Genomic DNA, 16023 nt, shown 5'->3' with positions numbered 1-16023 from the left:
TCCAACTGCCTGCCCGCCCATGTTCCCGCAGCGCCTCGATTCGCCGCTGGCCTACGACATCGCGAAGGCGATGATGGACGGCTTCAACCGGCACTACCGGTTGTTCCGCGCCGAGTCGGCGCGCGCCAAGCACCGTTTCGAAACCGCTGACTGGCACGGCCAGCAGCGGGCGCAGCGCGAGCGCATCGAGTTCTACGACCTGCGCGTGAGCGAGGCCGTGGCCCGGCTTGAAAAAGAGTTCAAGGCCGGCGACCAGCCCATGGACGTGTGGCACCAGATCAAGCTGCACTACATAGGCCTGCTGGTGGACCACCACCAGCCCGAGCTGGCCGAGAGCTTCTTCAACTCGGTGACCACGAAGATCCTGCACCGCGCGTACTTCCAGAACGACTTCATCTTCGTGCGCCCGGCCATCAGCACCGAGTACATCGAGCCGCGCGGCGCGCCCACCTACCGGCCGTACTATCCGGAGCCCGAAACGCTGGCCGACACCCTCGAGCAGATGCTCGACGACTTCGCTCTGCTCGGCAGCTTTGCCAACAAGCGCCGCGATGCGGAGCGCGTGGCGCACGTCATCCTGAACCGCTTCCACCAGGTCAAGCTGCGCGCCAACTTCCAGCTGCAGGTGCTGTCGGGCCTGTTCTTCCGCAACAAGGGCGCGTACGTGGTCGGCAAGATCATGAACGGCTTCACCGAGATTCCGTTCTCGCTGCCGATCCTGCACGACAGCCACGGCAAGTTCTACATCGACGCGGCGCTGTTCGGCGAAGACGACCTGCAGATGCTGTTCAGCTTTGCGCGCGCGTACTTCATGGTCGACATGGAGGTGCCCTCGGCCTGGGTGCAGTTTTTACGCTCGCTCATGCCGCGCAAGCCGCGCGCCGAGATCTACAACGCGCTCGGCCTTGCCAAGCAGGGCAAGACGCTGTTCTACCGGGACTTCCTCTCGCACCTGAACTATTCGAGCGACCGGTTTCGCATCGCGCCCGGCATCAAGGGCATGGTGATGCTGGTGTTCGACCTGCCGTCGTTCCCCTTCGTGTTCAAGGTCATCAAGGACTTCTATCCGCCGCAGAAAGACACCACGCGCGAGCAGATCAAGGGCAAGTACATGCTCGTGAAGCAGCACGACCGCGTGGGCCGCATGGCCGACACGCTGGAGTACAGCGACGTGGGTTTTCCGCTCGATCGCTTCGAGCCCGAGCTGATCGAGGAAATCCGCAAGTTCGCGCCCAGCCAGCTCGAGATCGGCGACCGCGACGGCAACGGGGAAATGGAAGTCGTGGTCAAGCACGTCTACATCGAGCGGCGGATGATCCCGCTCAACATCTACCTGCAGGAAGCCTTCGACACGCTGGCCCACCCCGAGAGCCCGGCGCATGCCAGGCGCGCGAAAGACCAGCTGGAGCACGCGGTGATCGAGTACGGCAATGCCATCAAGGACATGGTCGCAGCCAACATCTTCCCTGGCGACATGCTGTGGAAGAACTTCGGTGTCACGCGCGGCGGCAAGGTCGTGTTCTACGACTACGACGAAATCGAATACGTCACCGACTGCAAGTTCCGCAAGGTTCCCACGCCGCGCAACGAAGAAGACGAGATGAGCGGCGAGGTCTGGTACTCGGTGGGTCCGAAGGACGTGTTCCCCGAAACCTTCGAGCCCTTTTTGCTGGGCAACAAGGACGTGCGCGAAGCCTTCATGGCGCACCACGCCGACCTGCTCGACGCCGCCTTCTGGCAGCACCACAAGGAACGCATCCAGGCCGGGCAGATGCTCGATGTGTTCCCGTACGAAGAATCGCAGCGCTTCCAGCACGAAGGGCACGCGACGCATTTCTGACCGATCGCTTCTTGATTCCGCTTTCACACTTCTGAAGGAGACCTCCATGTCCGAATCCATCGTCATCGTCGGCGCCGCCCGCACCCCCATGGGTGGCTTTCAGGGCGACTTCTCGTCCCTCTCCGCGCACGACCTCGGCGGCGCAGCCATCAAGGCCGCCGTCGAGCGCGCCGGCATCGCGCCCGAGAGCGTGGGCGAAGTGCTGTTCGGCAACTGCCTGATGGCAGGCCAGGGCCAGGCCCCGGCGCGCCAGGCGGCCTACAAGGGCGGCCTGCCCGACAGCGCAGGGGCAGTCACGCTCAGCAAGATGTGCGGCTCGGCCATGAAGGCCGCAATGCTCGCGCACGACCTGCTGCTGGCCGGCACGCACGACGTGATGGTGGCCGGCGGCATGGAAAGCATGACCAACGCGCCCTACCTCATGCTCAAGGGCCGCGGCGGCTACCGCATGGGCCACGACCGCATCTTCGACCACATGATGCTCGACGGCCTCGAAGACGCCTACCAGCCGGGCCGCTCCATGGGCACCTTCGGCGAAGACTGCGCGGCCAAGTACAAGTTCACGCGCGAGCAGCAGGATGCGTTTGCCATCGCCAGTGTCGAGCGCGCCAAGAAGGCCACCGACACCGGCCTCTTCAAGGACGAGATCGTGCCCGTCACGGTCAAGGGCCGCGGCGGCGACACCGTCATTTCGATCGACGAAGGCCCGGGCAAGGTCAAGCTCGACAAGATTCCCACGCTGAAGCCCGCGTTCAAGAAAGAAAACGGCACTATCACCGCCGCATCGAGCTCGTCGATCAACGACGGCGCGGCCGCGCTGATCATGATGACCGAGTCGCACGCGAAGAAGATCGGCGCCAGGCCCATCGCCCGCATCGTCGGCCACGCCACGCACGCGCAGCAGCCCGAGTGGTTCTCGACCGCGCCCGTCGGTGCCGTCGCCAAGCTGTTCCAGAAGACCGGCTGGAAGGTGAAGGACGTCGATCTGTGGGAAGTGAACGAAGCCTTCGCCGTGGTGCCGATGGCACTGATGCACGAGCTCGACGTGTCGCACGAGATCGTCAACGTGCACGGCGGCGCCTGCGCGCTGGGCCACCCGATCGGCGCCAGCGGCGCTCGAATCATGGTCACGCTGATCCATGCGCTGAAGGCGCGCGGCAAGAAGCGCGGCGTGGCGACGCTTTGCATCGGTGGGGGCGAAGGCACCGCGGTGGCACTCGAATTGCTATAAAAACAATGGCCGGGGCGTCCGAGGGATGGGCGTTTGCCGGCTTTTTCATTCAGACACTTCAAACAATGCGTAGAGCAGGAGATTTCATGCGCCCATCCATCCACCGTACCGCCATCGCCGCCGTGCTGGCCACCGCCTTCGTGGCGGGCGCCACCTGGGCCCAGAAGCGCGACAACGTGCTGTTCCAGGCTGCCACCGACGAGCAGCCCGCGGTGATCAAGACGCTGGAAAAGCTGGTCAACATCGAGACCGGGACCGGTGACGCCGAAGGCATCGCCGCCGCCGGCAGCTACCTCGAGGGCGAACTCAAGAACCTGGGCTTCACCGTCACGCGCAGCAAGTCGGCCGGCATCGTGGTGGGCGACAACATCGTGGGCAAGATCAAGGGCCGCGGCGGCAAGAACCTGCTGCTGCTCTCGCACATGGACACCGTGTACCTGAAGGGCATCCTCGCGAAGGCGCCGTTCAAGATCGAAGGCGACAAGGCCTACGGCCCCGGCATAGCCGACGACAAGGGCGGCAACGCCGTCATCCTGCACACGCTCAAGCTGCTGAAGGACTACGGCGTGCGCGACTACGGCACCATCACCGTGCTGTTCAACACTGATGAAGAAAAAGGCTCCTTCGGCTCGCGCGACCTGATCCAGGAAGAAGCCAAGCTGGCCGACTACGTGCTCTCCTTCGAGCCCACCAGCGCCGGCGACGAGAAGCTCTCGCTCGGTACCTCGGGCATCGCCTATGTGCAGGTCAACATCACCGGCAAGGCCTCGCATGCGGGCGCGGCGCCCGAGCTGGGCGTGAACGCGCTGGTCGAGGCTTCCGACCTCGTGCTGCGCACCATGAGCATCGACGACAAGTCGAAGAACCTGCGCTTCAACTGGACCATTGCCAAGGCCGGCAACGTGTCGAACATCATCCCCGCCAGCGCCACGCTGAATGCCGACGTGCGCTATGCGCGCAACGAAGACTTCGATGCCGCGATGAAGACGCTGGAAGAACGCGCGCAGCAGAAGAAACTGCCTGAGGCTGACGTCAAGGTGATCGTCACGCGCGGCCGCCCGGCCTTCAATGCCGGCGAAGGCGGCAAGAAGCTGGTCGACAAGGCCGTGGGCTACTACAAGGAAGCCGGCGGCACGCTGGGCGTGGAAGAGCGCACCGGCGGCGGCACCGACGCAGCCTATGCGGCGCTCTCGGGCAAGCCCGTGATCGAGAGCCTGGGCCTGCCGGGCTTCGGCTACCACAGCGACAAGGCCGAGTACGTGGACATCAGCGCCATTCCGCGCCGCCTGTACATGGCCGCGCGCCTGATCATGGATCTGGGCGCCGGCAAATAAGCACGAACAGAAGAAAAGACAGGAGACAACGCCATGCTGCTCAGCACCGACCAGGAAGCCATCCGCGACGCGGTGCGCGATTTCTCGCAAGCCGAACTCTGGCCACTTGCGCCCAAGTGGGACCGCGAGCACAGCTTTCCGAAGGAAGCCCACCAGGGCCTCGCGGCGCTGGGCGCCTACGGCATCTGCGTGCCCGAAGAGAACGGTGGCGCCGGCCTCGACTACCTCACTCTCGCGCTGGTGCTGGAAGAAATCGCTGCCGGCGACGGCGGCACCAGCACCGCCATCAGCGTGACCAACTGCCCGGTCAATGCCATCCTCATGCGCTACGGCAACGCGCAGCAGAAGAAGCAGTGGCTCGAACCGCTGGCGCAGGGCCAGATGCTCGGCGCCTTCTGTCTCACCGAGCCGCAGGCAGGCAGCGATGCCTCGAGCCTGCGCACCACGGCGCGCAAGGACGGCGACGCCTACGTGATCGACGGCGTGAAGCAGTTCATCACCAGCGGCAAGAACGGTCAGGTGGCCATCGTCATCGCGGTAACGGACAAGGGCGCAGGCAAGCGCGGCATGAGCGCGTTCATCGTGCCGACCGATGCGCCGGGCTACAACGTCGCGCGCCTCGAAGACAAGCTGGGCCAGCACAGCAGCGACACAGCGCAGATCAACTTCGACGGCTGCCGTATTCCGCGCGAGAACCTGATCGGCGCGGAAGGCGAGGGCTACAAGATCGCGCTCGGCGCGCTCGAAGGCGGCCGCATCGGCATTGCCGCGCAGAGCGTGGGCATGGCACGCAGCGCCTTCGACGTGGCGCTGGCCTATGCCAAGGAACGCCAGGCTTTCGGCGGCTCGATCTTCGACCAGCAGGCCGTGGGCTTTCGCCTTGCCGAGTGCGCGACGCAGCTCGAGGCCGCGCGCCAGTTGATCTGGCATGCCGCGAGCCTGCGCGACGCCGGCTTGCCCTGCCTGAAGGAAGCCGCCATGGCCAAGCTGTTCGCCAGCGAGATGGCCGAACGCGTGTGCAGCGCAGCCATCCAGACGCTGGGCGGCTACGGCTACGTGAACGACTTTCCGCTGGAGCGCATCTACCGCGACGTGCGCGTGTGCCAGATCTACGAGGGCACTTCGGACATACAGAAGCTGCTGATTCAACGCGCGCTGGCGTGAGCGACATGCGGCCGGGGCGGGTGATGTTCCGGTAGCGCCACAACCCCGCCCGTCTGTCATCGGTTTGGATGACAGACAGATACGCGCAGCAGGCGCAGCATGGTGGCCTCTTTGTCGGAGGTCTTTGCCATGTCCATCTTCAGAACCGCTTCCCCCGCATTGGCACTCCTGTGCATCGGTGCCGTGGCCCTGTCGGCGCGCGCGCAGCTCGCAGCCCCTGATATTTCCACTCTGACCGCGACCGAAGCCGTGCAGCAGCTGTGCGCCGGCACCGTCACCAGCGAGCAGTTGGTAACGGCGTATCTCGCCCAAGCCAAGGCCAAAGCCAACCTCAACGCCTTCATCACGCTAGACGAAGCCGGCGCGCTGAAGGCCGCGCGCGCCGCCGATGCACTGCGCAAGCGCGGTGGCGCCTGCAAGCCGCTGGCCGGCCTGCCGGTGGCCATCAAGGACAACATCCAGGTGCAGGGCCTGCCCGCAACGGCCGGCACACCCGCGCTCAAGGGCTTCGTGCCCTCCGCCGACGCCCCGGTGGTGGCCAGGCTGCGCGCGGCCGGTGCGGTGGTGCTCGGCAAGACGAACATGCACGAACTGGCCTTCGGCGTCACCGGCTACAACTCCGCGTTCCAGACCGGCCCCGAGGTGGGCGTGCGCAATGCCTACGACGCGACGCGCATCGCGGGCGGCTCGTCGTCGGGCAACGGCACCGCGCTGGGTGCGCGCATGGCGCCTGCTGCGCTGGGCACCGACACGGGCGGGTCGGTGCGCATTCCGTGCGCGTTCAACGGCTGTGCATCGCTGCGTCCGACAGTGGGGCGCTATCCGCAGCAGGGCATTGCGCCGATCTCGCACACGCGCGACACGGCGGGGCCGATGGCGCAATCGATGGCCGACGTGGCGCTGCTCGACGGCGTCATTGCCGGCGGCAAGCCGCTCAAGCCTGCCGACTTGAAGCGCCTGCGCCTTGGCGTGGTGCCGGCCATGCAGGCCAATCTCGACGCCGACACGCGCGCCGCCACCGATGCCGCGTTTGCGAAGCTGCGCGCGGCCGGCGTCACGCTGATCGATGTGGAGATGCCGAAGCTGATGGAGCTCAACGGCGCGGTTGGCTTTCCGCTGGCGCTCTACGAGGCGCACGACGACATGGTGACCTACCTCGCGAAGTACCGCACGGGTATCGACATTGCACAGCTCACGGCCGGCATCGCCAGCCCCGACGTCAAGGGCACTTTCGAGACCTTCGTCATCCCGCGCAAGCTGCCTGCGGCCAGCGGCGTGGTCGATGCGAAGCCGGTCTACGAGAACGCGATGCGCGTCGCGCGCCCCGCGCTGCAGAAGCTCTACCGCGACACCTTCGCGAAGAACAGGCTCGACGCACTGGTGTTCCCGACGGTGCCGCGCGTGGCACTGGCCGCGGGGGCCGAAGCCAGCAGCCCCGAGAACTTCGGCTCGCTGATCCAGAACACCGACCCGGGCAGCAACGCCGGCATACCGGGCGTGCAGTTGCCATCGGGCCTCGGCGCAACCAGCGGCCTGCCCGTGGGCCTGGAGCTGGACGGCCCTGCCGGCAGCGACCGCAAGCTGCTGGCCGTGGGCATGGCGGTGGAGCAGGTGCTCGGCCGGCTGCCGGCGCCTAAGTGAGCGCGAGCGGCATGGCCCAGCCTGCGAGCGCCGAGCGGCGCTCGATGCCCAGCTTGTCGAAGATGCGCCGCAGGTAGGTGCGCACGGTGGGCACGCCTACCGCGAGGCGGCGCGCGATCTCCTTGTCGGTGAGCCCTTCGCGCACGCAGCGGGCCACTTCCTGCTCGCGCACGCTCAGCAAGGCCCACGCGGCTTCGCGCGCCCCGGACGCCGGAGCAGTCGCGCGCTGCGCCCGTTGCAGGGCGCCCGCGAACGCCGGCTCGATCAGGTCGAGCAACGCCTTCTCGTGATCGCCGAAATCGCTGCGCCCCTTGCGGCGCCAGATGCGCAGGTCTCCCAGCGCGCGTTCGCCCTCGAAGGCATGCAGGTTCATGCCCCAGTGCAGCCCGTCGCGCGCGAGAAAGTCGTTGAAGAATGCGGTGCGCATCAGCTCGCGCTGCGGCATCACTTCGGTCACGCGTGTGGCGCGGCGGCGCGACTGCAGCACGAATGTGATCGGGTCGTGGTGCTGGTGCCACTGCGCATAGCTGTCGAGATTCGCGGGGTCCATGTGCAGCGCCACGCGCGCGCCGAAGTTGCTGCTCGCGGCGTCCCACACGAAGGAGGCGAACTGGTCCGCGTGCAGCAGGTCGAGCAGCGCCCAGCCCAGGCGTTCGCGGATCTCCTGCTCGCCGCGGTCTTCCGCCAGCAGCGTGAAAACGCCGCGCAGTGCGTGCTGTTCAGAGCCTGTGAGGTACATACATCGCCGACTTTCTCGAGGGAGCCGTTGTAACGCTAACGTTTAGCAAGCGCCGCGCCAAGGGTGGATGCCCGCGAATGCATGCGCCGCGCGGTCATGCATATCGCGCAGAATCGACGGCAGCCCGGCCATGCCATCGACAACTCCCATCACCGAACACGCATCCAGGCCGCTGCTGAAGCGGTTCCGTGACTATTGGATCGAGGCGCCCAACGCCAATCCGCTGGTGGACCAGAGCCTGGCGCGCGCCTATGTGATCGACACGCGGGACACGCCGCTGTCAGCCGCCGTCACGGCCGCGGTGTTCTGGATGCTGTTCCTCGTTCTCACCGGCAATCGCGGCACGCTCGTGTGGGCCGTGCTGGTGCACGCGATGCAATGGAACATGCACCGCCATCTGCACCGGCTGGATCCGGCCGCCATCGATGCAGCCACTGCCGCGCGCACGCGCCGGCGGCTGGAGTTGCGCATGCTGTTCCCGGGGCTGGTGTGGGCGTTGGCGCCGTGGCTGTTCTTCCCGCATGGCGACCTTGCCCACATCCTGCTCATGTACTTCTTCGTGAGCGGCACGACCAGCGTGATCATTGCCGCGCTTGCCCAGTGGTGGCTGGCCGCCCTGTGCTTCGGCGTCCCGGTGTTCCTGAGCCTGGCGCTGCGGCTGGTGCTGGAGCCGGGCAGCGTGACGGTCATCATGGGGTGCCTTGCGGTGTCGCAGCTCGTGGCGGCCCTGCACTATGCGCGCAAGCAAAACCGGTTGATCGTCGGCTCCATCGAGAACGGCTTCGAGAACGCGCGCCTGGCCGAAGCGCTGTCGCGCCAGCTCGACCACGTGGCACAGCTTGCCGCGCAGCGCGCCCGCATCTTTGCGGCCGCCAACCACGACCTGCGCCAGCCCATGCATGCGCTGGCCATCTTCGTCGACGCGCTGGACACGCGCAATCCGCCCACGGCCGAGAACCTGCGCTTCATGCGCGACAGCGTAGATGCCCTGCGCGGCTCCATCGATGCGCTGCTGGACATCGCGCAGCTCGACGGCGGCGTGGCGCCCGTTCGCCCCGAGCCGATGCGCCTGCAGCCGCTGTTCGATGCGCTGCACGGGCGCTTTGCGGCGCTGGCCGCGGCCAAGGGGCTGCACCTGCGCGTGCGCCCCACGCGCGCCGCGGTGCAGGCGGACGCGCGCATGCTCGCGCGGCTGCTCGGCAATCTGGTGGACAACGCGATCAAGTACACCCCCTCGGGCACCGTGCTGGTCTGCGCCAGGCATGTGACGCCGGGCGCCTGGCGCATCGAGGTGCGCGATTCCGGCGTGGGCATCGACGCGCGGCACCAGGCGCAGGTGTTCGAGGAGTTTTTCCAGATCGACAACCCCGGACGCGACCGCAGCCGCGGGCTCGGGCTGGGCCTGTCGCTGGTGGCGAGCATGGCGCAGGTGATGGGTTCGCGCATTCAGGTGCGCACCGCACCGGGCCGCGGCAGCACCTTCTCGCTGGTGCTCGATAAGACGGCCGCGCCACCGGCAGATGACGACCTGGCCGTGCCGGCCGGGTCACCGGAAGAAGCTGCCGCCCTTCGCATCCTGGTGCTCGACGACGAGCAACCCGTGCGCGAGGCCATGCGTTCGCTTCTGTCCGCCTGGGGCCACGAGGTGGTGCTGGCGGCCAACCCGCGCGAAGCCTTGCAGCACGGCGGCGTGTTCGACCTGATGCTGAGCGACCTGCGCCTGGGCAGCGGCCTCTCGGGCCTGGCCGCCGCGCAGGCCCTGCAGGCGGTCGGCAAGGCGCGCAACGTCGTCATCCTCACCGGCGAAACCGCGCATGCGACGCGGGCCGAGGTCGAGCGCGCGGGCTATGCGCTGATCTACAAGCCGGCGGGCGCGCAGGCCCTGCAGGAAGCCATTGCCGCAAGCCGGCCTGCCTAGCCTCGGGGCTTGCCCTGTCCGCGCCCGGCCCGCAAGGTGTTCCAATAGCGGTCTTCATGAGCGCCAACGATCCCACCACCGGACCTTGCCCCTGCGGCCGTACAGACCGCCGCGACAAGCCCATCGGCTACGCCCTGTGCTGTGGCCGCTATCTCGACGATTTCGGGAACACGCCCGCGCCGGACGCCGAATCGCTGATGCGTTCGCGCTATTCGGCCTTCGTGCTGGAGCGCGGCGAATACCTGCTCGCCACCTGGCATGCGTCGAAGCGGCCGGCCTCGATCGAGTTCGAGCCGGGCGTCAAGTGGCTGGGGCTGGACATCCGCTCGCGCTCGGTGCTCGACGCGGACCATGCCGAAATCGAGTTCGTCGCGCGCCAGCGCAGCGCGGCCACGGGTGCCGCCACGCGCCTGCACGAGCGCAGCCGCTTCGTGCGCGAAGGCGACCGCTGGTACTACCTGGACGGCGACCTGCAAGTACCCCTGGGTTGACGCACCGGGCCGAGGCCCGCACAATCGGCCCCGCTCCGGGGTGCACGCATGTGGCGTGCTGAGATGGCAAAGCAGCCGACCCGCGAACTTGATCCGGGTCATACCGGCGTAAGAAGAGCTGCACTCCCTGACTTCGGTCCGTCACTCCCCCTTCCGTGACGGGCTTCCCGAAGCCCACCGAGCGATTGCGGAGCACCCTTTCCTCAACAAGGAGTGCCTCCGATGAATGCCCCCGACAAGTTCACCACGCTGCTTTCGCTCACGCGCGAGCCTTTTCCCGCGTCGCACAAGTGCGTCATTCCGGGCAGCCGGCCCGACCTGTTCGTGCCCGTGCGCGACGTGCAACTCACCAACGGCGAGACCGTGTCGCTCTACGACACCTCGGGCCCGTACACAGACCCGAAGGTCGAGATCGACGTGCGCCGCGGCCTGCCCGACGTGCGCGGCGCCTGGGTGCTGGAGCGCAACGACACCGAAAGTTACGAAGGCCGCACGCACCACGCGCTGGACGACGGCGCCAAGAACGAAGACCGCGACGCGCAACGCCTGGCCGAACTGCGCGCCGGTGCCTCGGCACTGCAGCGCACGCCGCGCCGCGCGAAGTCGGGCGCCAACGTCACGCAGATGCACTACGCGCGCCGCGGCATCGTCACGCCCGAAATGGAGTACGTGGCCTTGCGCGAGAACGGCAAGCGCGAGTGGATGGCCGAATACCTTGCCAACGAAGAGCGCGCCAGGCGCGTGATGGGCAACCCGATGGGCGCGACCATTCCGCGCATCATCACGCCCGAGTTCGTGCGCGACGAAGTGGCCCGCGGCCGCGCGATCATTCCCGCGAACATCAACCACCCCGAAGTCGAGCCGATGGCCATCGGCCGCAACTTCAAGGTGAAGATCAACGCCAACATCGGCAACTCGGCTGTCACGTCGAGCATCGAGGAAGAGGTCGAGAAGCTGGTGTGGGCCATTCGCTGGGGCGCGGACAACGTGATGGACCTGTCGACCGGCAAGAACATCCACACCACGCGCGACTGGATCGTGCGCAACTCGCCGGTGCCCATCGGCACGGTGCCCATCTACCAGGCGCTCGAGAAGGTGGGCGGCGTGGCCGAAGACCTGACCTGGGAGATCTATCGCGACACGCTGATCGAGCAGGCGGAGCAGGGCGTCGACTACTTCACCATCCACGCCGGCCTGCGCCTCCCGTTCATCCACCTCACGGCCGACCGCATGACGGGCATCGTGTCGCGCGGCGGATCGATCATGGCCAAGTGGTGCATCGCGCACCACAAGGAGAGCTTTCTCTACACGCACTTCGAAGACATCTGCGACATCATGAAGGCCTACGACGTGAGCTTCTCGCTCGGCGATGGCCTGCGTCCCGGCTCGGGCGCCGACGCCAACGACGAAGCGCAGTTCGCCGAGTTGCGCACGCTGGGCGAACTCACGCAGATCGCATGGAAGCACGACGTGCAGACCATGATCGAAGGGCCGGGCCACGTGCCGATGCACATGATCCAGTCGAACATGGACGAGCAGCTCAAGCACTGCCACGAGGCGCCGTTCTACACGCTCGGGCCGCTGACCATCGACATCGCGCCGGGCTACGACCACATTGCCAGTGCTATCGGCGCGGCCATGATCGGCTGGGCCGGCACCGCGATGCTTTGCTACGTGACTCCGAAGGAGCACCTGGGGCTGCCGGACCGCGACGACGTGAAGCAGGGGATCATTGCCTACAAGATCGCCGCGCATGCGGCGGATGTGGCAAAGGGGCATCCGGGGGCTCGCTCGCGCGACGATGCGCTGAGCAAGGCGCGCTTCGAATTCCGCTGGCAGGACCAGTTCAACCTGGGCCTCGACCCCGACACCGCGCGCGAATTCCATGACGAGACGCTGCCGAAGGATTCGAGCAAGGTGGCGCATTTCTGTTCGATGTGCGGGCCCAAGTTCTGCTCGATGAAGATCACGCAGGAAGTGCGCGAATACGCAGCGAAGAAGGGCGTGGCCGAGGCAGCCGCCATGGCCGAGGGCATGGAAGAGAAGTCGAAGGAATTCATGGCCGGCGGCGGCGAGATGTACATCCCCATCCGTCCGATAGCCTGAGCTTCCTCCTGCGAAAAGGGGGCGTTGCTACCATGGGGCCAATCACCGAACTCCGGCACCGCAATGACCCCCTTTCCTTTTTCCGCCGTTCTCTTCGACTGCGACGGCGTGCTCGTCGATTCCGAACCCATCACCAACCGCGTGCTCGCCGAAATGCTCGGCGAGCTCGGCTGGCACATCACGACCGAGGAATCGATGAACACCTTCACCGGCAAGGCGGTGAAGGACGAGGCGGCGCTCATCGAGACGAAGACCGGCGTCAGGATCACCGACGACTGGCTCAAGACCTTCCGCGCCCGCCGCAATGAGGCGCTGGAGCGCGACCTCGTCGCCATTCCCCACGCGCCCGCCGCCATTCGCGAAATCCATTCAAGGCTCAAGGGCCGCATCGCCTGCGCATCGGGAGCGGACCGCCACAAGGTCGAACTGCAACTCGCCAAGGTCGGCATGCTCGACTATTTCCAGGGCCGCATCTTCAGCGGACACGAGATGCCGCGCTCCAAGCCGCACCCCGACGTGTATCTCGCTGCGGCGGAAGCCCTCGGTGTCGACCCGAAGCGCTGCGCCATCGTCGAAGACACCGTCACCGGCGCAATGGCCGGCGTGGCCGCAGGAGCCACCGTGTTCGGCTACAGCACGGGCGAATCAGGCCACAGCGGCCCCGGACCGCTGCTGAGCGTGGGCGCGGTGAAGGTGTTCAGCGACATGGCCGAACTGCCGGCGCTGCTTTCGGGCTACGGGCTGCAGGCGGCCTGAGTTTCTGGTGGAATGCAGGGCGCAACTCCCGAGCCGCAGGAACCACTTCCCATGACTTCCGAATACAAAACCGAGCAGCCCGACCGCAGCGAGATCGACGCGCTCACCGGCCCCGCCGTGGTCGAGTTCGGCACCAACTGGTGCGGCATCTGCAAGGCCGCCCAGCCGAACATCGCCGAGGCCTTTGCCAAGTACCCGGACATTCGCCGCATCAAGGTCGAAGACGGCAGCGGGCGTCCGCTGGGTCGTTCGTTCAACGTGCGCCTGTGGCCCACGCTGGTGTTCATGCGTGACGGCAAGCAGGTTGCGAAGCTGGTGCGGCCTGAGGACAGTCAGTCGATTGCCGACGCGCTTGCGTTGATCGCGCAGCCTAGCTGACGCGTCATTCCCGGAGGGGAGTACCCGGTGTCATTCGCACGCACCCCGAACGTGCCCCAAACGCCCTCCGCTACAGCCCCTGCTGCCGAAAGTCGCGAGGCGCATGCCCCGTCCACTGCAGGAACGCCCGCGAAAAACTCTTCTCGTTGCGAAACCCCACGGCCAGCGCCACCTGCTTGACAGGCCGCGTGGTGCGGCGCAACAGGTCGACAGCCATCTCGTGGCGCACCTCGTTCTTCAGCACCTGCAGCGAAGTGCCTTCCTCGTGCAGCTGCCGGTGCAGCGTGCGGCTCGATACGTTGAGCAGCCCGGCCAGCGCCTCGGCCGTGGTGGCCTCGCTGGCGCGTGAGCGCAGCAGCTCGCGCACGCGCTGGCCCAGCAGGCGGTCGCGCCGGTACTGCAGGATTGTGAGCGGCAGTGCGCGCCTGAGCATGGTGCGCAGCGCGCGTTCGTCTCGCTGCAGGGGCAGGGCGAGATAGCGCTCGTCGAAACTGATGCCCGCCTGCGGCGCGTCGAAGCGCACGTCTGGCGTGAACATCAGCGGATAGGCGTCGCTGTGCGGCGGCGCGGCAAACGGAAAGCTCGCGTGTCGCAGCGAGATGCGCGAGTCGATGGCCCAGCACATGTAGCCGTGCACGAAGCGCAGGGTGGTCACCAGGCAGAACTCGCGGAAGGCGTCGTCCAGCGGGACGTTCTCGGCGATGCGCAGCGTGGCCACGCCGCCGGCCACTTCGAGCGACAGGCCGATGTCCTCGGTCAGCAGCCGGTGGTGGCGGCACCAGCGCTTGATGGCCACGCCCAGGTCGGGCGAGCTCAGGGAGGCGCGGCACAGCAGGCCGTAGGTGCCCCAGGGCAGGCGCCGCGAGAACCAGCCGAGTGTTTCGTCGTCGAGCTCCTGCATGGCGTGGCCCGACAGCACCTCGAACTGCGCGGCCGTCACCCGCGCGCCCGGCCGGGCCAGTTCGCGCGGCGTGATCTGTGCCGCCTTCAGCGCCTCGGCGGGGTCCATGCCATAGCGCTCGTAGCCCTGCACGATAGCTCTCACGAAGGCCATCGGCGTGACGGCGCGGGCGGGTCTGAGGAACGACGGGGGCGACATGGTTCGACGGATCGGTCGTGGCGTGATTTGCAACCATTGTGGCGCCAATTGCGGCACGGCGAGGCGTAAGCTGCGATCTTTCGCAAGCGCCATCCAGCGCGGGTGGCATTGCGCGCAGACCCCCTTCAGAGGAGACAAACCCCATGCACGATCCCGGCCTGAACTTCGACCTGGGCGACACCATCGACTCGCTGCGCAGCGCCATCCAGGACTTCGCCGCCAACGAAATCGCGCCGCGCGCCGCCGACATCGACCGCGACAACCTGTTCCCGCACGACCTGTGGAAGAAGCTCGGCGACCTAGGCCTGCACGGCATGACGGTGAAAGAGGAATTCGGCGGCACCGAGCTGGGCTACCTGGCGCACATCGTGGCCATGGAAGAAGTCTCGCGCGCCTCAGCCTCGGTGGGCCTGTCTTACGGCGCGCACTCCAACCTGTGCGTGAACCAGATCCACCGCAACGGCAGCGACGCGCAGAAGAAGAAATACCTGCCCAAGCTGGTGAGCGGCGAGCACGTCGGCGCGCTGGCCATGAGCGAGCCCAACGCCGGCTCCGACGTGGTGAGCATGAAGCTCAAGGCCGAGAAGAAGAACGGCTACTACGTGCTCAACGGCGGCAAGATGTGGATCACCAACGGCGGCGACGCCGACACGCTGGTCATCTACGCCAAGACCGAGCCCGAGATGGGCGCGCGCGGCATGACGGCCTTCATCGTCGAGAAGAACTTCAAGGGCTTTTCCGCTGGCACCAAGCTCGACAAGCTCGGCATGCGCGGCTCCAACACCTTCCCGCTGTTCTTCGACAACTGCGAAGTACCCGAAGAGAACGTGCTCGGCGGAGAAGGCCAGGGCGCAAGGGTGCTGATGAGCGGCCTCGACTACGAACGCGCAGTGCTCTCGGGTGGCCCGCTGGGCATCATGGCTGCGTGCATGGACGCGGTGCTGCCCTTCATCCACGAGCGCAAGCAGTTCGGCCAGAGCATCGGCGAGTTCCAGCTGATGCAGGGCAAGCTGGCGGACATGTATTCGACCTGGCAGGCCACGCGTGCGTACGTGTATGCCGTGGGCAAGGCCTGCGACCGCAACGACCATGCGCGCACCTTCCGCAAGGATGCGGCGGGTGCCATCCTGTACTCCGCAGAGAAGGCAACGTGGATGGCCGGCGAGGCAATCCAGGCGCTGGGCGGCGTTGGCTACACGAAGGACTTTCCGGTCGAGCGGCTGTGGCGCGATGCCAAGCTGTACGAGATCGGCGCGGGCACCAGCGAGATCCGCCGCATGCTGATCGGCCGCGAGCTGTTCTCCGAAACCGCCTGAAGGAAGGACG

At 66.7% G+C, this 16023-nt stretch carries 13 protein-coding genes and 1 riboswitch; of the genes, 11 read left to right on the top strand and 2 right to left on the bottom strand.

What is annotated here, in order from left to right:
• Positions 1 to 19 precede the first annotated feature (19 nt).
• From aceK to iaaH, 5 genes are all read left to right on the top strand, one after another.
• The gene (gene aceK / locus ACTG4X_RS31385; RefSeq protein WP_440532806.1) at positions 20 to 1840 is read left to right on the top strand and encodes a bifunctional isocitrate dehydrogenase kinase/phosphatase; all 1821 of its coding nucleotides are present in this window, start codon (positions 20 to 22) and stop codon (positions 1838 to 1840) included.
• 46 nt (positions 1841 to 1886) lie between these two features.
• Positions 1887 to 3071: an acetyl-CoA C-acyltransferase gene (locus ACTG4X_RS31380; protein WP_097197888.1), complete on the top strand. Its 1185-nt coding sequence runs from the start codon at positions 1887 to 1889 to the stop codon at positions 3069 to 3071.
• 86 nt (positions 3072 to 3157) lie between these two features.
• Positions 3158 to 4405, top strand: coding sequence for a glutamate carboxypeptidase (locus ACTG4X_RS31375; protein WP_093056761.1), 1248 nt, complete (start codon positions 3158 to 3160; stop codon positions 4403 to 4405).
• A gap of 33 nt (positions 4406 to 4438) precedes the next feature.
• Positions 4439 to 5569: an acyl-CoA dehydrogenase family protein gene (locus ACTG4X_RS31370; protein WP_097197889.1), complete on the top strand. Its 1131-nt coding sequence runs from the start codon at positions 4439 to 4441 to the stop codon at positions 5567 to 5569.
• A 129-nt stretch (positions 5570 to 5698) separates the two neighbouring features.
• Positions 5699 to 7210, top strand: coding sequence for an indoleacetamide hydrolase (gene iaaH, locus ACTG4X_RS31365; RefSeq protein ID WP_440532805.1), 1512 nt, complete (start codon positions 5699 to 5701; stop codon positions 7208 to 7210).
• Here iaaH and ACTG4X_RS31360 read toward each other — a convergent pair.
• Positions 7203 to 7949, bottom strand: a complete 747-nt coding sequence (locus ACTG4X_RS31360; protein WP_097197890.1) for a helix-turn-helix transcriptional regulator — start codon at positions 7947 to 7949, stop codon at positions 7203 to 7205. The two genes, iaaH and ACTG4X_RS31360, sit on opposite strands and share 8 nt — an antisense overlap.
• Before the next feature lie 130 nt (positions 7950 to 8079).
• Between ACTG4X_RS31360 and ACTG4X_RS31355 the strand changes: the two genes are divergently transcribed.
• The 5 genes from ACTG4X_RS31355 to ACTG4X_RS31335 all read left to right on the top strand — a co-directional run bounded on the left by ACTG4X_RS31355 (position 8080) and on the right by ACTG4X_RS31335 (position 13598).
• Positions 8080 to 9867, top strand: coding sequence for a hybrid sensor histidine kinase/response regulator (locus ACTG4X_RS31355; protein ID WP_179830371.1), 1788 nt, complete (start codon positions 8080 to 8082; stop codon positions 9865 to 9867).
• Between the two features lie 56 nt (positions 9868 to 9923).
• Complete coding sequence (locus tag ACTG4X_RS31350) at positions 9924 to 10358, top strand: YchJ family protein (protein ID WP_093177258.1); 435 nt, start codon at positions 9924 to 9926, stop codon at positions 10356 to 10358.
• 26 nt (positions 10359 to 10384) lie between these two features.
• Positions 10385 to 10490, top strand: a riboswitch (TPP riboswitch).
• Between the two features lie 90 nt (positions 10491 to 10580).
• Positions 10581 to 12464, top strand: a complete 1884-nt coding sequence (gene thiC, locus ACTG4X_RS31345) for a phosphomethylpyrimidine synthase ThiC (RefSeq protein WP_440532804.1) — start codon at positions 10581 to 10583, stop codon at positions 12462 to 12464.
• Positions 12465 to 12527: 63 nt separating this feature from the next.
• Positions 12528 to 13220, top strand: a complete 693-nt coding sequence (locus ACTG4X_RS31340) for an HAD family hydrolase (RefSeq protein ID WP_093056755.1) — start codon at positions 12528 to 12530, stop codon at positions 13218 to 13220.
• A gap of 51 nt (positions 13221 to 13271) precedes the next feature.
• On the top strand, positions 13272 to 13598 hold the full coding sequence (locus tag ACTG4X_RS31335; RefSeq protein WP_093056754.1) for a thioredoxin family protein: 327 nt from the start codon (positions 13272 to 13274) through the stop codon (positions 13596 to 13598).
• 70 nt (positions 13599 to 13668) lie between these two features.
• On the opposite strand, the gene ACTG4X_RS31330 is transcribed toward ACTG4X_RS31335, so the two are convergent.
• On the bottom strand, positions 13669 to 14697 hold the full coding sequence (locus ACTG4X_RS31330; RefSeq protein WP_440532803.1) for an AraC family transcriptional regulator: 1029 nt from the start codon (positions 14695 to 14697) through the stop codon (positions 13669 to 13671).
• Between the two features lie 143 nt (positions 14698 to 14840).
• Here ACTG4X_RS31330 and ACTG4X_RS31325 point away from each other — a divergent pair, with 143 nt between their 5' ends.
• Positions 14841 to 16013: an isovaleryl-CoA dehydrogenase gene (locus ACTG4X_RS31325; protein WP_093056752.1), complete on the top strand. Its 1173-nt coding sequence runs from the start codon at positions 14841 to 14843 to the stop codon at positions 16011 to 16013.
• Positions 16014 to 16023: the final 10 nt, after the last annotated feature.

It is taken from the genome of Variovorax sp. YR566 (genome assembly GCF_051992195.1).
Taxonomy (GTDB): domain Bacteria; phylum Pseudomonadota; class Gammaproteobacteria; order Burkholderiales; family Burkholderiaceae_C; genus Variovorax.
This window is presented reverse-complemented; position numbering and strand designations above follow the sequence as displayed.